This window comes from Pseudomonas sp. SB113 (assembly GCF_040754745.1).
In the GTDB taxonomy this organism is placed as follows: Bacteria; Pseudomonadota; Gammaproteobacteria; order Pseudomonadales; family Pseudomonadaceae; genus Aquipseudomonas; species Aquipseudomonas grimontii.
In genome coordinates this window covers 292,363-309,716 of the sequence record NZ_JBFMHW010000004.1, presented here as the reverse complement: position 1 = coordinate 309,716, position 17,354 = coordinate 292,363, and the positions used below count along the sequence as shown (strand labels likewise).

Annotated in this window: 18 protein-coding genes; 2 read left to right on the top strand and 16 right to left on the bottom strand. The window is 60.4% G+C overall.

Annotated features, from left to right (window positions below; all coding sequences use genetic code 11):
• Positions 1 to 77: 77 nt before the first annotated feature.
• From AB1462_RS07930 to urtA, 16 genes are all read right to left on the bottom strand, one after another.
• The gene (locus AB1462_RS07930; RefSeq protein WP_367246545.1) at positions 78 to 878 is read right to left on the bottom strand and encodes an HpcH/HpaI aldolase/citrate lyase family protein; all 801 of its coding nucleotides are present in this window, start codon (positions 876 to 878) and stop codon (positions 78 to 80) included.
• Positions 879 to 916: 38 nt separating this feature from the next.
• Positions 917 to 1,720, bottom strand: a complete 804-nt coding sequence (locus AB1462_RS07925; RefSeq protein ID WP_259194083.1) for a carbon-nitrogen hydrolase family protein — start codon at positions 1,718 to 1,720, stop codon at positions 917 to 919.
• A gap of 80 nt (positions 1,721 to 1,800) precedes the next feature.
• Positions 1,801 to 2,799: a TRAP transporter substrate-binding protein gene (locus AB1462_RS07920; RefSeq protein WP_259194082.1), complete on the bottom strand. Its 999-nt coding sequence runs from the start codon at positions 2,797 to 2,799 to the stop codon at positions 1,801 to 1,803.
• 27 nt (positions 2,800 to 2,826) lie between these two features.
• Positions 2,827 to 4,110 (bottom strand): TRAP transporter large permease subunit, encoded by a 1,284-nt coding sequence (locus AB1462_RS07915; RefSeq protein ID WP_259194080.1) that lies wholly within the window; start codon positions 4,108 to 4,110, stop codon positions 2,827 to 2,829.
• A complete protein-coding gene (locus tag AB1462_RS07910; RefSeq protein ID WP_259194079.1) occupies positions 4,110 to 4,619 on the bottom strand; it encodes a TRAP transporter small permease in 510 nt (169 codons plus the stop codon). Before AB1462_RS07910 ends, AB1462_RS07915 begins: the two co-directional genes overlap by 1 nt.
• A gap of 297 nt (positions 4,620 to 4,916) precedes the next feature.
• Positions 4,917 to 5,795 (bottom strand): urease accessory protein UreD, encoded by an 879-nt coding sequence (locus tag AB1462_RS07905; RefSeq protein WP_367246542.1) that lies wholly within the window; start codon positions 5,793 to 5,795, stop codon positions 4,917 to 4,919.
• The gene (gene ureG, locus AB1462_RS07900) at positions 5,792 to 6,445 is read right to left on the bottom strand and encodes an urease accessory protein UreG (protein ID WP_027603381.1); all 654 of its coding nucleotides are present in this window, start codon (positions 6,443 to 6,445) and stop codon (positions 5,792 to 5,794) included. Before ureG ends, AB1462_RS07905 begins: the two co-directional genes overlap by 4 nt.
• A 26-nt stretch (positions 6,446 to 6,471) precedes the next feature.
• Positions 6,472 to 8,184: an urease subunit alpha gene (ureC, locus tag AB1462_RS07895; RefSeq protein WP_367246540.1), complete on the bottom strand. Its 1,713-nt coding sequence runs from the start codon at positions 8,182 to 8,184 to the stop codon at positions 6,472 to 6,474.
• Positions 8,185 to 8,187: 3 nt separating this feature from the next.
• Entirely contained in the window at positions 8,188 to 8,883 is a 696-nt protein-coding gene (locus AB1462_RS07890; RefSeq protein WP_065926078.1) for an urease subunit beta, read from the bottom strand.
• 45 nt (positions 8,884 to 8,928) lie between these two features.
• Positions 8,929 to 9,684, bottom strand: a complete 756-nt coding sequence (locus AB1462_RS07885; protein ID WP_323146692.1) for an urease accessory UreF family protein — start codon at positions 9,682 to 9,684, stop codon at positions 8,929 to 8,931.
• Positions 9,681 to 10,121, bottom strand: coding sequence for an urease accessory protein UreE (gene ureE / locus AB1462_RS07880; protein ID WP_065947803.1), 441 nt, complete (start codon positions 10,119 to 10,121; stop codon positions 9,681 to 9,683). The genes AB1462_RS07885 and ureE overlap by 4 nt, the downstream gene beginning before the upstream one ends.
• Positions 10,122 to 10,144: 23 nt before the next feature.
• Positions 10,145 to 10,834 carry an urea ABC transporter ATP-binding subunit UrtE gene (gene urtE, locus AB1462_RS07875; protein WP_090404613.1) on the bottom strand — a complete coding sequence of 230 codons (690 nt, stop codon included), beginning with the start codon at positions 10,832 to 10,834 and terminating at the stop codon, positions 10,145 to 10,147.
• Between the two features lie 2 nt (positions 10,835 to 10,836).
• Positions 10,837 to 11,574 carry an urea ABC transporter ATP-binding protein UrtD gene (gene urtD / locus AB1462_RS07870; protein ID WP_090404609.1) on the bottom strand — a complete coding sequence of 246 codons (738 nt, stop codon included), beginning with the start codon at positions 11,572 to 11,574 and terminating at the stop codon, positions 10,837 to 10,839.
• Positions 11,571 to 12,719, bottom strand: coding sequence for an urea ABC transporter permease subunit UrtC (urtC, locus tag AB1462_RS07865; RefSeq protein ID WP_367246537.1), 1,149 nt, complete (start codon positions 12,717 to 12,719; stop codon positions 11,571 to 11,573). Before urtC ends, urtD begins: the two co-directional genes overlap by 4 nt.
• 1 nt (position 12,720) lies before the next feature.
• Positions 12,721 to 13,623, bottom strand: a complete 903-nt coding sequence (gene urtB, locus AB1462_RS07860) for an urea ABC transporter permease subunit UrtB (RefSeq protein ID WP_090404603.1) — start codon at positions 13,621 to 13,623, stop codon at positions 12,721 to 12,723.
• 79 nt (positions 13,624 to 13,702) lie between these two features.
• Complete coding sequence (gene urtA / locus AB1462_RS07855) at positions 13,703 to 14,884, bottom strand: urea ABC transporter substrate-binding protein (protein ID WP_259194073.1); 1,182 nt, start codon at positions 14,882 to 14,884, stop codon at positions 13,703 to 13,705.
• A 653-nt stretch (positions 14,885 to 15,537) separates the two neighbouring features.
• On the opposite strand from urtA, the gene AB1462_RS07850 reads away from it, so the two are divergent.
• Both AB1462_RS07850 and AB1462_RS07845 read left to right on the top strand, forming a co-directional pair.
• Positions 15,538 to 16,686 (top strand): transporter substrate-binding domain-containing protein, encoded by a 1,149-nt coding sequence (locus AB1462_RS07850; RefSeq protein ID WP_090404597.1) that lies wholly within the window; start codon positions 15,538 to 15,540, stop codon positions 16,684 to 16,686.
• Positions 16,683 to 17,315, top strand: coding sequence for an ANTAR domain-containing response regulator (locus tag AB1462_RS07845; RefSeq protein WP_090404594.1), 633 nt, complete (start codon positions 16,683 to 16,685; stop codon positions 17,313 to 17,315). Before AB1462_RS07850 ends, AB1462_RS07845 begins: the two co-directional genes overlap by 4 nt.
• Positions 17,316 to 17,354: the final 39 nt, after the last annotated feature.

The window sequence follows — 17,354 nt, the reverse complement described above, 5'->3', positions numbered from 1 at the left end:
GCTGTAATAAAAGCCTCAGTAATAAAATTACTTAGGCTTTTATTTTTTGTGCGTTGTTTATAGCGTTGCCGTTGGGCTTAGCGCGCCAGTACCAACTTTTGAATCTCGGTGATCTGTTGCCCGGCTCGGTTCAGCCATGAAAGGTCGCTACCCATCAGCAACATGTCGCCGCCCATTTTCAAAAGCTGCTCGCACGTTTCTGCGTCTGCCGGAAAGCACGGCACCATGACCTGAATCGATCGTTGATGACACTTTTCGATCAATAGCGCGAGGCGATCCTGCACTTCTGGATTGCCCAATCGATAGTCCACCGGCAACTGGCGTGACAACGAATAATCGGCCGGGCCGAAATGCACGGCATCAATGCCTTCGACGTCGAGAATGTCATCAATGTTATCGAAAAACTCAAAGCTCTCGGCCATAGGCACAATCACGCTGCGGGCATTTTCCGCCTGGGTGTAATTGCTCCAGTCAAAACCGGGGCCTGCGTAGTTCGCTGAGCGAACCGAGCTGTCACCGCCGCGCCGTCCAAACGGTGGAAATTTGCTGCAGCGGATGATGTCGCGCATCTGCGCGGCATTGTGCACCTGGGGCACGATCACCCCCGAGGCGCCCATTTCCAGCGCTTTGCGAATGTCCCATTCAAGGGTGCCACGTACGCGAACCAGGCTATGGATGCGCGCGTGGTGGGCCGCCAGGATCAATTTCTCCATGTCGCTATCGACACCCAGCGCGGTGTGTTCGGCATCGATAAAAACGAAGTCCAGCCCCCAGTTGCCTGCGACTTCAATGGCCATGCAAGACGTGCTGTAGATATTCATCCCGAATGTCGGTCCAGCTGCCATTCGATTTTTCAGTGAGGCGATGTGTGTGTGCATTGCAATTACCTGACCCAGGGTTATCGGTGACGGGCGCTTCAGAGGCGGTAGGTTTCCGGCAGTCGGTCGCGAAAGGGGTGAATCTCGAACACGCCGGGATCACGGATCAACGACTTGTCACGTGCCTTGGCCAGGTCGATGTCGGCGCTGAAAATGCCGTCTTCCTCGCCGGCGCGTACCAGGGTTTTGCCGGAGGGTTCGATGATGTGGCTCATGCCGATAAACTGCATGCCTGCGTCCATGTCGTTACGGTTCGGCGCGACGAAGTAGACGATGTTTTCAGCGGCGCGCACGGTACTGAAAATATCCGGCAGCAGGCGCGCCTGCTCTGGCCAGGCTGCCGGCAGGATCACGATATCGGCACCCTCCAGCGCCAAGGTCCGGATGACTTCAGGGAAGCGGATCTCGTAGCAGATTGCCAAGCCGATGCGGCCGATGTCGGTGGCGAATACCGGCGGTGTCCATTCCTCAGGGCGGTCCGTGAAACGGTCGCCGATCATGAACGGCAGGTGGCGTTTGCGATGCAGCCCGATGATGCCTTTTGGACCGATCAGTGCGGCCGTGTTGAAGATCGACTCGGACTGTTTCTCGTAGAAGCCAACGACCAGGTGGATGCCGGTTTCAGCGGTCACCTTCAACAGAGGCTCGAGTGCATCCAGGCGGATGGCGCCTTTTTCCAGGTCTTCCCGGCTGTCGAACGAGCCGCCGGTTAACAGGCATTCGGCAAAGGCAATCAGGCGCGACCCTTCGCCTGCGGCCTGGCGCGACAGTGCAGCGACTTTTTCGATGGTTTGCGTCGGGTTGCCCTCAACCGGGTGCATCTGTGCGACGGAAATTTTCATGGATGTGCGTCCTCGTTTTTATAGGTTGGCGTGGATGAGAGAAGACGCTCGGCGCCATGCCGAGCGCGTGGCAATTGCTGTTATTGGGGATGGAAATCCACGGCCTGGTAGACTTTTTTCACCAGTTCAGGGTTGATTTGTGCCGCATATTTTTCAATCACCGGGCGGACTTTTTGCTGAATACGCGCGGTCTCTTCGGCTGGCAGTTCGTTGACCGTCATACCGGATTTTTCCAGCTCGGCGATCGCCTTGCTGTCGGCGGCGCGTGAGATCTGGCGCTGTTCAATCCGCACTTCGAGAGCGACTTCGGTGAGCAGTGTTTTCTCGTCCTGAGTCAATGTGTCCCAGAAGGGTTTGCCGATCAGCACGATTTGCGGGTTGTAGTTGTGCCGAGTCAGGCTCAGGTACTTCTGCACTTCATTGAACTTGGAGGCCAAAATCAACGCCGCCGGGTTTTCCTGGCCGTCCACGGTGTGGGTTTCAAGTGCGGTGTGAACTTCGGTGAAGGGCAGGGGCGTCGGGTTCGCCCCCAGCGCCGACCACACATCCAGGAACAACGGCGATTGTTGGGCGCGGATCTTCAGGCCGGCGAAGTCTTCCAGCTTCTGCACCGGCCGCACGTTATTGGTCAGGTTGCGTACGCCCAGCTCCCAGAATGCCAGGCCTACCAGTTTCTTCTCCGGCAACTGGTCGATCAGCATCTTGCCGACTTCGCCATCGAGCATGGCGTCGACCTTGGCGGTGTCGGTGTAGATGAACGGGAAATCGAGGATACCGAAGTCGGTCACGTGATTGAGCATCAGGCCGGCGTTCCAGGTCATCATTTCCACCACCCCGCCCTGCAACGATGAGAGCACCTGGACGTCGCCGCCCAGCACGCCATTGGGGAAGGTGCGAACCTTGATCTTGCCGCCGCTGCGCTCATCGACTTTTTTCGCGAACAGTTCCATGCCGATAGCGGGGGGTGTGCCTTTTGGGCTGGTTGCCGCGAACTTGATGGTGCGGGCGTTGTAATCGGCGGCGAAGCTCATGCTGCTGGCCAGCATCAGGGCAATCATCGCGCTCAGGTGGTTTTTCATGGTTGTTCCTTTTTATTGTTTGACGTTTCAGTGGGCGAACCATTGCGCCGGTACGGTGACCAGTTCAGGGAATATCACCAGCAGGAAGAGCACGATGATTTCGGCGATCAGAAACGGGAAGGTGCCTTTGAGCAAGGCCTCGTAACGCATCTTGCCGATGCCACACACCACGTTGAGCACCGTGCCCACGGGCGGTGTTATCAAGCCGATGGAGCAATTGATCATGAACAGCACGCCGAAGTAGATCGGGTCGATATTCGCGGCGGTGACCACGGGAACGAGGATCGGTGCCAGCAGCAAGACGGTAGGCGTCAGGTCCATGACCATGGAGACCACCAGAATCAGCAGCATCAGCACCACGATCAGCAATTTTGGGTTGTCCATGACCGGCTGAATGAGCTCGATGATTTGTCCCGGGATGTCCGCGAGAGTAATCATCCAGGCCGGGATCGACGCCGCTGCCACCAGGAACATCACGGCGGCTGTGGTCTTGCCTGCACGCAGCAAGAGCTCGCCGAGTGACTTCATGCTGAGTTCGCGGTAGATCAGCACTGACACCAGCAGCGCGTAGACACTAGCCACTGCCCCGGCTTCGGTTGGCGTCACCACGCCGAAGCGCAAGCCGGCGACGATAATGACCGGCAACATGAGCGCCCATAGGCTGTCGACGAAAGCCTTTGTGCGCGCTTTGCCGGAGGCCTTCGGGCTCAGTTTTACGTCGTTGTCGCGGCGCGATACCCACCACCAGGCGATGACCAGTGCCATGGCAATCATCAAGCCGGGGGCGATGCCCGCCAGGAACAATTTGGTGATCGATAACCCTGAGGCGACCCCCAGCACGACAAAGCCAATGCTCGGTGGAATGATCGAGCCCAGCACCGATACCGAGGCGATCAGGCCACCGGATCGATTACGGTTATAGCCTGCGATCACCATCATCGGCAGCAGCAGCGCTGTCAGTGATGCAGCGTCGGCCAGGGCCGAACCGGACAGGCTGGAAAGCAATACGCCGGCAAAGATAGTGACGTAACCCAGGCCGCCTCGCAGGTGCCCGACCAGGGAAATTGCAAGGTTGATGATGCGCTTGGAGAGGCCGCCACTGTTCATCACCTCGCCGGCAATAATGAACAAAGGAATGGCAAGCAACGGGAAGCTGCCTGCTGAGTTGATGATGTTCTGCGCAATGATCTGGCCATCGAACAGTCCCAGCAGCCACATCAGGGCGACGCCGCAGAGAATCAATGCGTAGGCAATCGGCACACCTACAAGAATGGCGGCCATCAGCACGCCGACAAATACGCCCAGGGCCATTATTTAAGTACCCCCTGTGCGCTGGAGGACAGCGACGCGCCGGCCGGTGTGGCCAGGTGCTTGAACAATTGGGCGCACAACAGAACGGTACTAAAAATCGAAAATACCAAGCCGGCGCCATAGAACAAGCCCATGGATATACCTGTGGAAGGTGCCCCGACAGGCAAGTTGATCAACGTCTGTTTCCAACTGCCCTGAAGGAACAGCCCGGTGGCGAACAGCATGAGCAAGTAGGTCAGGGTCAACAGGTACTTGGCGACGTTGGGCGAAGCGCGGCTGGTAAGTATATCGACGCCGATATGCCCATTCTCGTGCAGCATGAGTTGAGAACCGGCGAAGACCAGCCAGACGAAGGCCAGCCTGGCAAGTTCTTCACTGAAGAACAGGCTGGAATTAAAGCCGTAGCGCAACACGACGTTGGCGAATATCAGCCCGGTGATGCCCACCAGGCACGCAACGATCAGCACTTTGAGGGCCAGGAAGTACAACCTCAGAAGGTCCTTCAGCATAAGTAAGATCACCTTTTTATTATTGGTTATATGTCGTCGTATGACAGGAGGTGAGTCTTTAGTTCTGCTCTATTTATGTCAATAAATTATGCTTTTTAGTTGAGTAAAACTTCTTATTGCACAGATAAAGGATTGTAATCAGCGCGCAGGAAATGAGTGATTGCTTAAAGGGTAATTGAATATTCAGGACGAATATTAGTTGTTTAAATGCGCTCGTATGATGTCGTCTATTGCTAGTCCTGTTTTATCTGGATATTCGTCAGCGTAAAGGCGGTGATGCGCTGTTGGACGCCGCACTCATTTGCGACGCATACGCGGTGCCACGCCGGTCAGATGCTTACGCACACACGCCCAGGCTTTATGAAGGCTGCTGCGCAGTGACACGGCATCAAGGGTCATGATGCGTAATGAAATCCCGCAATCGTTGGGCAATGCGCTGACACCCAGGTAGCAGTTGGGGTGAGTGGGCAGGGCATTGCGCAAGGCGGTTTTCAGCGCTTCGACAGGCAAACCCTGACCCACGAGCATAAATGTCGCCAGGGTCTGGAAGGCATGGCTGACGCCCGGTAATTGCCGCAGCAGGTCTTGGCCGTTCAGCGCCAGGCGATCACCAGCGAGTAACCGGCCTGCCGGGCAGCGCACTTCCAGGTCGGCGCGGTAGACATCGAAGAGGCCGGCACTGTCTTGAGGGGTGTGCAGGCAAAACGCGTCGCACAGCATCACCCTGGCGCCCGGGTGCAGATTCACCCTCACCTGGCTGTGCAGTTTTGCCTGGGGAAACAGGATCGTCGCCATTGGCAGGTATTCCAGTAATGCTCCGCGTTCGGCGGTGAGGCTGACGACCTGGCGTGCCGATTGTTCGAGCATGCTGTGCGCTACCGTCGCCGCGCCAGTGCTGACATGGACTTGAGTGTCCGGCCCGGCATGCAGGTACATCTGCAAATCCTGCCCTGCGAAAATCCCGCCCGAGCAAGACTGCACATACACGGCGGCCATGCCTTTCGGGTCGTCGGGCAGCTTCAGGGTGCGGCCCAGATGAAAGGGATAGCCCACGCGCTGTTCGCTGATATAACTGGCGCCGGACGGCGCTTTGCTGAAGGCAATCCGGGCCTGCACCTGCGAGGATGCCTTGGGCGGTGCAATCAACGGGTGAAACAGTTCCTGCGGCGCGTTCATGGTCGGTCAAACAACACGGCGCGGCTGATGGCGTCGACGACCGCGTCGACCCCGTCACCCGTCGCGCAGTTGGTGAACAGCACGGGCCGGCCGTTGCGGGCTTCGGCTGACTCGCGACGCATGCGTGGCAGATCCACGCCCACATAGGGCGCCAGATCATATTTGTTGACCACCAGTAGATCACAGCTCAACACGCCGGGCCCTCGTTTGCGCGGGATGTCATCGCCGCCGGCGACATCAATGACAAAGATCCAGTAATCCACCAGATCCAACGAGAAGGTCGAGGCCAGGTTATCGCCGCCGGACTCAATCAGGATCAGGTCCAGGTTCTCGAATCGCGCTTCCAGCTCGTCGGCCATTTGCAGGTTCAGCGTCGGGTCTTCGCGGATCGCCGTGTGCGGGCAGGCGCCGGTTTCCACCGCGAGCACCCGTTGTGGGTCGATCAGGCCGCTGCGCTGCACGCGTTCGGCGTCCTCGCGGGTCGCCAGGTCGTTGGTGATGATGGCCAGCTCGGTGCCGCGCGCGATGAAGCGCGGAATCAGTTGCTCCAGCAGGCGAGTCTTGCCCGAGCCGACCGGGCCGCCGATCCCGACGCGCGCGGCGCCGGGGTGGGGTTGCGGCTGCGGTGCGGCGTTGAATGCAGTGCTCATTAGCAGGTTCCTTTTATTGGCTGTGATCAGCGCAGCATGTAGCGCTGGGCCAGGGGCACTTCGCTGACCGGCTCGCAGGTCAGGCGCTCACCGTCGGCGTACACATCGAAGGTCTGGGGGTCGACGCGAATGTCCGGGCAGGCGTCGTTGTGCAACATGTCGGACTTGCGCAGCGTGCGGGTGCCGAAGGCCGGCAACAGGGCTTTTTTCAGGCCCAGTTTCTCAGCGGTATCGGCCTCCACCGCAAGGCGATTGACGAAATTCACCGACAGTGCCTGTTTGGCCTCACCAAAGGCCCCCCATTGCGGGCGCATGATCAGCGGCTCGCAGGTGTACAGCGAGGCTGCCGAGTCGCCCATCACGCCGTGCACGATAAACCCGCCCTTGACCACCAGCTCCGGCTTGACGCCAAAAAAGGCCGGGCGCCACAGCACCAGGTCGGCGATCTTGCCCGGCTCCAGCGAGCCGATGTAACTGTCGATGCCGAACACCCGCGCAGCGTTGATCGTATACTTGGCGATGTAACGCTTGATGCGTTCGTTGTCGCCCAATCCGGTTTTTTCTTCCGGTAGACGGCCGCGTTGGTCTTTCATCTTCGAGGCCAGTTGCCAGGTGCGGCAGATCACCTCGTTGATGCGCCCCATGCCCTGGCTGTCGGAGCCGAGGATCGAAATCGCCCCGGTGTCGTGCAGGATGTCTTCGGCGGCGATGGTTTGCGGACGCACTCTGGACTCCGCGAACGCCACGTCTTCCGGCACGTCCGGATTGAGGTGATGGCAGACCATGATCATGTCCAGGTGTTCGTCGAAGGTGTTGACGGTGTACGGATTGGTCGGGTTGGTCGAGGAGGGGATGCAGTTGGCTTTTCCCGCCACGCTGATGATGTCCGGGGCGTGGCCACCACCTGCACCTTCGGTGTGGTACATGTGGATCGTGCGGTCGCCGATGGCGGCCAAGGTGTCTTCGAGAAAGCCCGATTCATTCAGGGTGTCGGTGTGCAACTGCACCTGGAAGTCGTATTCATCGGCGACCTTGAGGCAGGTATCGATCACGGCGGGCATCGCGCCCCAGTCCTCGTGGATCTTCAATCCCAGGCAGCCACCGCGCAGTTGGCCGAGCAGCGATTCCGGCTTGCTGGAATTGCCCCTGCCGAGAAAGCCGAAATTGATTGGCCAGGCTTCAGAGGCCTGCAGCATCTTGCCGACGTTCCATTCGCCGCCGCAGTCGATCCCCACGGTAATCGGCCCGAGCGAGCCGCCGATCAGCGTCGTCAGGCCCGCCGCCAGCGCGTGATCGCACAGTTGCGCCGAGTCGAAATGCACGTGCACGTCGATCCCGCCCGGCGTGACGATCAGGCCTTCTGCGTCGCGCACGGTGGTTGCGACGCCGCAGATCAATTGCGGATGGACACCGTCCATGACCTGCGGATTGCCGGCCTTGCCGATGGCCACGATCTTGCCGTCCTTGATGCCGATGTCGCCTTTGACGATGCCGATCACCGGGTCGATGATCAGCGCGTTGCAGATCAGCATGTCCAGCGCGCCGTCTGCGCTGTCATGCCCCGGCATCAGGCCCATGCCGTCGCGCAGGGTCTTGCCGCCGCCGTGCAGGCATTCATCGCCGGGCACCGCGTAGTCGAATTCCACCTCGGCCAGCAGCGACGTATCCCCCAGGCGCACCGCGTCGCCGGTGGTGGGGCCGTACATCGCGGCGTATTCCTTGCGCGTCATTGTTGCCATGGGTCACGCCCCCTTGAACTGTTGTGCGCGGGCTCGATCAAGCGCGATGGCTTTGCAGGCCGGATCGTGCAGGTTGCCATTGGTCAAACCGCTGAAACCGTAGATGTCCCCCGTGCCGCCGAATTGCACCAGCTGCACTTCGCGCAGCTCCCCCGGCTCAAAACGTACGGCGGTGCCCGCGGGAATGTCCAGGTGCATGCCGAAGGCGGCGGTGCGGGGGAAATCCAGCGCCTTGTTGACTTCGAAAAAGTGGTAGTGACTGCCGATTTGCACCGGCCGGTCGCCGGTATTGATGGCCCGTACGGTGGTCGTGGGGCGACCGCTGTTGAGTTGTATATCGCCCTCGGGCGAGATGATTTCCCCAGGCGTCGGCATGACGGCCAACGGCAACTGCCCGGGTCGAATCGGCTGATGCACGGTGACCAGTTTGGTGCCATCGGGGAACGTACCTTCCACCTGCAGCACCGGCAGCAGATCGGCCACGCCGGGCATGACGTCGTCAGTGTTGAGGAGTGTCGAGCCGAAACCGATCAGCTCGGCCACGCTGCGACCCTCACGGGCGCCTTCGAGGATTTCATCGGCAATCAGCGCCGAGGCTTCCGGAAAGTTCAGGCGCAGCCCTTTGGTGCGGCGTTTGCGCGCAAGTTCGGCGGCGGTGTATAGCGTCAGCCGCTCAAGTTCGGTGGGCGTCAGCAGCATGTTCAAGCTCCTGTGTCGGCAGCAGGCGTTTTCGTGCCCGCCACCTCAATTGGCGAAAAGACGGAGGTCCTGGGTTTCGTGCCGCATCACGGCGATCTCGGCCATGGGTGTGAAGCCGCTGGCGTCGTCGAGGGTGAGTGGCGCCTGAGCCAGCAGTTGCAGCAGCAAGGGCTGGATGTCGGTGAGCACCCGCTGCGCATCCACATGCCCCATTACGCCCAGGCGCACAGCGGCACTGACCAATCCGGTGCACAGCCCATGGGCGGCGGCGAGTTGGCAGTGCTCGAGTTGCATGCCGAGTTGTTGCCACAGCAGCCCTTGCAACACCGGCAAATGCCCCGGCGTTGCCCGGGCGAGCACGTGTTGCTGGTAAGCGGCAGCGCCGGGGGTACCGAGCGCGACATGCACGCCCAGCAACGATTGGCCGACGCGACGTGAGCCTTGGCGCAGTTCCTCGGCCAGGGTCAGGGCCTCGATGTGACTGTCCAGGTCCATCAGGGTGGCGAGGTCAGCCGCTGCATGCCAGGCGGCGCATAAAAACACCCGGTCAAAACTGTTCCAGCGATGGCGCAATTGACCTTCGACGAAGGCCCGCACCTGAACGCTGCGATCATTCTGCAGGCCGCGCTGACGGCGCCTGACAGGGACGGGGTCGGTCATCGCGGCGTTCTGCCCCAGGCGCGCATCGGCCACCAGCGTTTCCAGGCCCCATGACCAGGCAACCGCACCACCAGGGAAAAAACTGTCGGCCTGTTGCAGTGCCAACAGGCTGCTGCGCAACTCGGCCGGTGCGGCGTTCATAGGCGCAGCACCCGGCCGTCCGCGAGCAGCGGCGCCAGACGCTCGAGGTAGTCGGCCTCCGGGCCATTCAGCGGGATCCGTAACGCAGTGCCTGCAAAGCGCACGGCCCAGTGCATGTTGCCGGCGAAATACCCCAGCTCCAGCGCGGCGGCAGCGTCCCGCGGTTGCAGGTCGAGAAAGTGCACGTCCTGCATGTGCACGACGATGGCGCGCTGACCGTCGAGCATCAGCACCGAGCCGTTACGCAGCTGCTGATGGCGCTCCAGCCGAATCGCACAGTCGGTGCCGCGATCACTGGCCAGGCGCAGGCGATGACGCTGAATGTCGCTGGCCGACAGGCTGAGGGTTTCGACCAGGCCTGCGTGGCTGAGGTCATGCAAACGGTCGGCGAGGGCAGGGTCGCTGGCCTGGCCCAGAATACGGTCGAGGATCAACATGGTGTGTGCTCCCAGGTCCGGTTTCAGATGGTCAGGTAGCGCAGGATGCGCTCGCGGTCGACGGTTTCGCGGACCTCGCTGTGCACGAACTCGCCTTTCTCGATGATCAGGTAACGGTCGGCCACCGCCATCGCAAACGACAGCACCTGTTCGGAGACGATCAGCGAAAATCCCCGTTCTTTTTTCAGCAGGTTCAGGGCCCGGGCGATGTCCTTGATGATCGACGGCTGAATGCCCTCGGTCGGCTCATCCAGGATCAACACTTTGGGGTTGGAGACCAGCGCGCGGGCAATCGCCAGCTGTTGTTGCTGGCCGCCGGAGAGGTTGCCGCCCTTGCGTCGACGCATTTCGAACAGCACCGGAAAGTACTCGTAGATGTAGTCGGGAATCGGCGCGGCGGGGGCGCCTTGCATGCCCGTGAGGATGTTTTCCTCCACCGTCAGGTACGGAAAAATCATCCGCCCCTGCGGCACGAAGCCCACCCCGGCGGCGACCCGCTCATAGCTCTTGCTGGCGGTGAGTTCCCGGCCCGCCAGCGTGATGCTGCCGCTACGCGCCGGCAGCATGCCCACCAGGCTTCTGAGCAGGGTGGTCTTGCCCATGCCGTTGCGACCCATGATCGCCAGGGATTCGGCCGGTGCGAGGGTCAGGTCGAGGTTGCGCAGCACATGGCTGTCGCCGTAATACACGTTCAGGTTATTGACGCTCAGCATGCTCAGTGCCCCAGGTAGACGTCGATGACGCGAGGATCGTTTTGCACCTGATCCATCGAGCCGTAGGCCAGGGTCTTGCCCTGGTGCAGGACGGTGACTTTGTCAGCCACTGACTTCACGAACTCCATGTCGTGCTCGATGATCACCATGGCGCGGCCCTTGGCGATGCGCTTGAGCAGGCCGGCGGTCTTTTCCCGCTCGCCTGCACTCATGCCGGCCACCGGCTCGTCCAGCAGTAACAGTTCCGGGCGCTGCATCAGCAGCATGCCGATCTCCAGCCACTGCTTTTGCCCGTGGGACAACAGCCCGGCTTTGCGCCCCAGTTGGTCCTGCAGGAAAATCATCTCGGCGGTCTGCTCGATTTCTGCTTGCAGGGCCGGGTCTTTACGGGCGAACAGGCAGTTGAAAATGCCGCGTTTGCCCGGCGATGAGATGTCGAGGTTCTCGCGCACGGTGAGGTCTTCATACACCGAAGGGTTCTGGAACTTGCGCCCAACGCCCGCGCGGGTGATCTGGTACTCGATCATGTTGGCCAGTTGCAGGTCCTTGAAACGGATGCTGCCGGCGCTCGGGCGGGTTTTGCCGCAGATCATGTCAAGCAGGGTGGTCTTGCCCGCGCCGTTAGGACCGATCACCACGTGCACCTGGTTTTCTTCGACATAGAAATTAAGGCTGTCGACTGCCTTGAATCCGTCGAACGACACCGTGAGGTCTTCGACACTCAGCAACATCCCGCTCATGACTGCACCTCCTGGTTGTTGTGGCCAAGGCGTTGCAGCAAGCCGGCCAGCCCGGTCGGCAAGAACAGCACCACGCCCATGAACAGGAAACCGATGAAGTACTGCCAGAAGTTGACGAAATTTTCCGACAGGTAGGTTTTGGCCACGCCAATCAACAACGTGCCGTACACCGCACCGACCAGCGACAGACGCCCGCCGAGGGCTGCGTAAATGACGATTTCGGTCGAGGGGATGATGCCTACCAGCGACGGCGACGCGAGGCCGACCTGCAGGGTGAACATCACCCCGCCGAGCGCCGAGATCAGCGCCGCCACGGCAAAGATGAACGCTTTGAACAGCGCCGTGTTGTAGCCGGAAAACCGTACGCGGTCCTCACGGTCACGGATCGCCACCACCACTTTGCCCAGCCGGCTGCGCAGGATGAACCCGCACAATGCCACGCAGCCCAGCAGCAGCAGGCTGGTGATCAGGTACAGAATCCAGGGCGTCTGAGGCGTTTGCAGGCTCAGGCCAAAGGCGGTCTTAAAGTCGGTCAGGCCGTTGACCCCGCCGGTGTAGCCTTGCTGGCCGATGATCATGATTGACATGATCGCTGCCAACGACAGGGTGATGATCGAGAAGTACACGCCGCCTACGCGCTTCTTGAAGTACGCGTAGCTGAACACAAATGCGAGCAATGCCGGGAGGATGAGGATCGCCGCAAAGGTGAATGTCGCTGACTCGAAAGGCTTCCACCACCAGGGCAGTGCGTCGACGCTGTTCCAGATCATGAAGTCCGGCAACGCCGAGCCGTAGAAGGCGGCGAGCGCGCTCGCGGCTTCGTCGGTGGCCGTGGCTTCCAGTTTCAGATACATCGCCATCATGTAGCTGCCAAGGCCAAAGAAGATGCCCTGACCCAGGCTGAGTATCCCGCCGTACCCCCAGATCATCACCATGCCCACGGCGCAGAATGCCAGGCTCAGGTATTTGCCGGCCAGGCCCAGGCGAAAGTCGCCCAGGCTCAGGGGCAATATCACCAGCAACAGCAGCGACAGCCAGATCAGGCTGTGGCGCTCGAGCAATGGCAGCAACCCGGCGCGCAGCCGGCGGGTGGTCGGCGTCGAGGTGTTGGAGCGAGTGGGGGGCGTCTCAGTCATGTCGTTCATCTCAGCGTCTCACTTTCGCGGCGAACAAGCCGTTGGGGCGGAAGAACAGCAGCACGATCACCACCAGCAGCGTGATGGCTTTGGCCATGGAACCGGTGGTGAGGTATTCCAGCGAAATCTGCGTCTGGCCGATGGCGAAGGCCGACAAGAAGGTGCCCAGCAAACTCTCCACCCCGCCAAACACCACGACGATGAAGGTATCGACCAAGTACTGCTGGCCGCTCACCGGGCCGGTCGAGGCCAGCATGGTGAACGAGCTGCCGGCGATCCCGGCCAGCCCGCAGCCCAGGGCAAACGTGACCGCATCGACACGGGCGGTGTTAATGCCGGCCGCCCCGGCCATGGCGCGGTTCTGGGTGACCGCGCGAATGCGCAAACCCCAGCGGCTGCGGTACAAAAACACAAACACGGCGCCGGCGATCACCAGTGTCAGGCCGATGATGAAAATCCGATTGAGCGGCAGTTCCAGGCCTTCGCTGATCTTCCACGCGCCTTGCAGCCATTGCACCGTGGGCACGCTGACTTCCTTGGGGCCGAAGACCTGGCGAAACACCTGCTGCAGCACCAGCGACAGGCCCCAGGTCGCCAGGAGCGTGTCGAGCGGGCGGTTGTACATGAAGCGAATAAAGCAGCGCTCGAGCAGGAAACCAAACGCGAAGGTCACGACGAAGGCCACGCCGATGCCGATCACGAAATACCAGCCCATGTAGTCGGGGAAGTAGCGCGCAAACACCACGGACGTGACGTAGGTCATGTACGACCCCATCGCCATCAACTCGCCGTGGGCCATGTTGATTACGCCCATCAGGCCAAACACGATGGTCAGCCCCAGGGCCATCAGCACCAACACCGAGAACAGCGAGAACCCGCTGAAGACCTGCATCACCAAAATATCGAAAGTCATTGCGTCGCTACCTGTCGCTGCACGTTGGCGGACCGCGTGGGCGGGAGAGGGCGCGAGTCAGATCGCGCCCGACCCTGCATCACAGTTTCGGGAAAGGGTTGGGTTCGATGGGCGCGGACTCGTAGATCACGTCAACCTGGCCCTGGGCGTTGAGGGTGCCGATGCGCGCGCGCTTCCACAGGTGGTGGTTGTCCTTGTGGACTTTGACCTCGCCTTCCGGCGCGTCGAGGGTCAGCTCCGAGGACGCGGCGATCACGGCCGGGACGTCAAAACTGCCGGCTTTTTCCACGGCTTTCTTCCACAGGTACACGGCGGTGTAGGCAGCAGCCATCGGGTCGCCGACCACGCGCTTCTCGCCATAGCGGGCCTTGAAGGCGGCGACGAATTTCTCGTTGACCGGGTTTTTCAGGCTCTGGAAGTAGCTCATGCAGGTGAGAAATCCGGTGAGGTTTTCGGCGCCGATGCCGGTGACTTCTTCCTCGGTGACGGCCAGCGCCATCAGCGTCTGGTTGCTGCTGTCGATGCCGGCGGCCTTGAGCTGTTTGTAGAACGCCACGTTTGAGCCACCGACGATGGTCGACAGCACGATGTCGGGCTTGGCGGCCTTGATTTTGTTGATCACCGAGGAGAACTCGATATTGCCCAGGGGCAGGTAATCCTCACCCACGATGGCCCCACCCTGCTTGGTCACCGACGCTCGCGCCAGCTTGTTGGTGGTGCGTGGCCAGATGTAGTCCGAGCCCACCAGGTAGACGGTCTTGCCTTTGTTGGCCATCAACCAGCTGACGGCTGCCAGGGTTTGCTGCGAGGCTTCGGCGCCGGTGTAGATGATGGCCGGGGATTTTTCCAGGCCTTCATAGAACGTCGGGTAATACAGCAACGCCTTGTTGCGTTCGAACACCGGCAACACGGCTTTACGCGACGCCGAGGTGAAGGCGCCGAACGTGGCGACGACGTGATCGTTTTCCAACAGCTTGCGCGCCTTTTCGGCGAAGGTCGGCCAATCGCTGGCACCGTCCTCGACGATCGGATCGATGGTCTTGCCGAGCACGCCACCGCTGGCGTTGATTTCGTCGATGGCGAGTTTTTCCGCATCCACCACCGAGGCCTCACTGATGGCCATGGTGCCGGTCAGCGAGTGGATGATGCCGACCTTCACGGTCTCTGCTGCCTGCACCTGGCTGACCAGGGAAAACGGCAACAGGCTGAAGGCGCCCAGCAACAGGGCATGCTTGATCAAACGGCGTTTGTCGTTGTGCATTCACTTCTCTCCAGGAATAAAAAAAGCCCGACATCCCGGCTAAACCAATAGTCGGGAAATCAGGCTTCTTGTGCCGAATCTGGCGGGACAGCTGTGTCCGATCCAGTCGTACGCGAGGTGCTTCCCTACTTGCCAAGGGGGCGTAGGGCAAACAGCTGGCGCGATGTCTCAGGAGAGTTATAGCAAGGGCAGTGCCAATTGCGACTAGGGCGTTTTCCGGGCAGTTGAAGGGGCGTGCGAGTGACGCCTGCATCTATTGCCGTGTGTCGCTGGCCTGCGCTGCTTTGGCGCGAATGCAGGATAAATGCACCAATACCGTGAGCGTGTGAGGGGCATGGGTTGGCTCCAAGGCAAGGATTGAAACCGGCCGGCGCCACGCGTGCAGTTGCCCATTGCGTGTGGCCCACTATCTGCATGAGCGACAGGCAACACCCTCGCAGGGTCCCTTGTCACACGCCCATCCTCGGCAGGTGTGGAAGGCCCCTCGCATGACTGGCCCTGACAGTGTTGTCGCGCCAGCCCCAGGCACAACCCGCCTGAGAGCAGCCGTTGCGTTACACGGCGTCTCGCTCAATCATTTTTTGCGCAGGCCTCCAGACCCCCATCCCTCCACGAGCGGGTGTCTTTTCTCACGTTGAACAAGGTTTATAGGCATGGTTGACCAGTCGATCCGCATAGGCGGTCTGTTTTCCGATACCGGTGTCACGGCGGCTGCCGAGGGCTCGACGATGCGCGGCGCGCAGTTCGCAATTGCGCAGATCAATGCGGCAGGCGGGGTCGATGGTCGCCCGCTGCAGTTGATTACCCGCAACCCCGATTCAACGCCCGCACTGTACGCCATGCACATCGAATCGCTGATCCGCGAAGAACACTTGCGGTTTTTCTTTGGTTGCTACACCTCGGCTGCACGCAAGGCGGCACTGCCGATTGTCGAGCGCTACGACGCGCTGTTGCTGTACCCGGTGTATTACGAAGGTTTCGAGTACTCGCGCAATATCATCTACACCGGCGCCACACCGAATCACAATGCCTTGCCGCTGGGCAATTACATGCTCGACAACTTTGGCAATCGCGTGTTGATGATCGGTTCCGAATATGTCTACCCGTACGAAACCAATCGCTTGATGAGCGACCTGTTGTACGAGCGTGGCGGCACCAAGCTGGGCGAGTATTACCTGCCGCTGAAAAACGCGCGTCCGGAAGATTTTGCCAAGCTGATGGTCAAGGCCAGGGAGCTCAAGCCCTCGTTTATTTTCTCGACGGTCGTCGGCGAAACCATGGGGCATTTGTACCAGGCTTACGCCGACGCGGGCTTTGACCCCTCGGTGATGCCGATTGCCAGCCTGACGACCAGTGAAACCGACATTCAGCAAATGGGGGTTCACCTGGGCGCAGGGCATATTTCGGCGGCTACGTATTTTCAGTCGGTGGACACGCCGACCAACCGCCAATGCATCGCCCAATACCGCGAGCTGTTTGGTCAACACCAGGTCACTGACCGTTGCTGGGAGGCGGCGTACTTTCAGGTGCACTTGCTGGCCAAGGCGATCGTTCGAGCTGGCAGCACGCAAGTGGAGGATGTGCTGCAGGCCATGCGCGGGCTGGAATTCGAAGCGCCACAAGGACGCATTCGGGTCGATGCCAACAATCACCACACGTACCTGTTTTCGCGGATTGGCCGGGCCAACGTCGAGGGCCAATTCGACATCCTTTACGAGAGCCAGACGGCACTCAAGCCTGACCCATATGCCATTGCACCCAATTTCAATGAGTGGTCCGGCTCGGTGGGGAGACGTCCATGACCTTGCGCGCCGCCAAGAAACGCCTGCGCAACGACAGCGCGACAGGCATCAAGGACCTGCGCGACGTCAGCGTATTGGTGATGCACCCGGATGACGAGGATGGACGCAACCTGATCGAGCAGTTGCAGCGCATCGGTTGTCAGGTGCGTGTGCAATGGCCGATCCCGGAGCGCTTGAGCGCCGAGGCGGACGTGATCGTGTTGGCGGTGTCGCCGGAAAGCCTGTCGACCAACACGCCATGGCTGCTGCATGCGAGCACGCCGCCGATCATTCCGGTGATTGCCTATGAGAACCCAATCATCGTCGAGGCATTGGTGCAGTTGAACGCTTGCTCTGTCATTCCTTCGCCCGTGAAGTCGTTCGGGTTGCTGACCGCTTTGGCGATCACGCTGAGTCAGTCACGCAAGGCCCGCGAACGGGAACGGCACGTCAAGCGCCTGGAAGGGCGCATGGCGGTCATGCGCACCGTGCAGCAGGCGAAAATAATCCTTATCGAAACCAAGGGCATGTCGGAGACCGATGCCTACAACGCCTTGCGAGATCAAGCCATGGCCAAGCGCGAACCGGTGGAAAAAATCGCCGAAGCGCTGGTCAAGGCCCATGAGTTATTCCGACAAGCCTGTTCCTGAACAGCCTTTGAGCATCAAGCTTGTGAGGGCTTGATCCTC

Excerpts from the sequence above, each read along its gene's own strand:
- urtE (WP_090404613.1), bottom strand. The coding sequence starts at position 10,834 with ATGCTGAGCGTCAATAACCTGAACGTGTATTACGGCGACAGCCATGTG.
- ureG (WP_027603381.1), bottom strand. The coding sequence starts at position 6,445 with ATGAGCACTGCATTCAACGCCGCACCGCAGCCGCAACCCCACCCCGGC.
- AB1462_RS07850 (WP_090404597.1), top strand. The coding sequence starts at position 15,538 with ATGGTTGACCAGTCGATCCGCATAGGCGGTCTGTTTTCCGATACCGGT.
- urtC (WP_367246537.1), bottom strand. The coding sequence starts at position 12,719 with ATGAACGACATGACTGAGACGCCCCCCACTCGCTCCAACACCTCGACG.
- AB1462_RS07920 (WP_259194082.1), bottom strand. The coding sequence starts at position 2,799 with ATGAAAAACCACCTGAGCGCGATGATTGCCCTGATGCTGGCCAGCAGC.
- urtA (WP_259194073.1), bottom strand. The coding sequence starts at position 14,884 with ATGCACAACGACAAACGCCGTTTGATCAAGCATGCCCTGTTGCTGGGC.
- ureE (WP_065947803.1), bottom strand. The coding sequence starts at position 10,121 with ATGTTGATCCTCGACCGTATTCTGGGCCAGGCCAGCGACCCTGCCCTC.
- AB1462_RS07925 (WP_259194083.1), bottom strand. The coding sequence starts at position 1,720 with ATGAAAATTTCCGTCGCACAGATGCACCCGGTTGAGGGCAACCCGACG.
- urtB (WP_090404603.1), bottom strand. The coding sequence starts at position 13,623 with ATGACTTTCGATATTTTGGTGATGCAGGTCTTCAGCGGGTTCTCGCTG.
- AB1462_RS07905 (WP_367246542.1), bottom strand. The coding sequence starts at position 5,795 with ATGAACGCGCCGCAGGAACTGTTTCACCCGTTGATTGCACCGCCCAAG.
- urtD (WP_090404609.1), bottom strand. The coding sequence starts at position 11,574 with ATGAGCGGGATGTTGCTGAGTGTCGAAGACCTCACGGTGTCGTTCGAC.
- ureC (WP_367246540.1), bottom strand. The coding sequence starts at position 8,184 with ATGGCAACAATGACGCGCAAGGAATACGCCGCGATGTACGGCCCCACC.
- AB1462_RS07845 (WP_090404594.1), top strand. The coding sequence starts at position 16,683 with ATGACCTTGCGCGCCGCCAAGAAACGCCTGCGCAACGACAGCGCGACA.
- AB1462_RS07885 (WP_323146692.1), bottom strand. The coding sequence starts at position 9,684 with ATGAACGCCGCACCGGCCGAGTTGCGCAGCAGCCTGTTGGCACTGCAA.
- AB1462_RS07890 (WP_065926078.1), bottom strand. The coding sequence starts at position 8,883 with ATGCTGCTGACGCCCACCGAACTTGAGCGGCTGACGCTATACACCGCC.
- AB1462_RS07930 (WP_367246545.1), bottom strand. The coding sequence starts at position 878 with ATGCACACACACATCGCCTCACTGAAAAATCGAATGGCAGCTGGACCG.
- AB1462_RS07910 (WP_259194079.1), bottom strand. The coding sequence starts at position 4,619 with ATGCTGAAGGACCTTCTGAGGTTGTACTTCCTGGCCCTCAAAGTGCTG.
- AB1462_RS07915 (WP_259194080.1), bottom strand. The coding sequence starts at position 4,110 with ATGGCCCTGGGCGTATTTGTCGGCGTGCTGATGGCCGCCATTCTTGTA.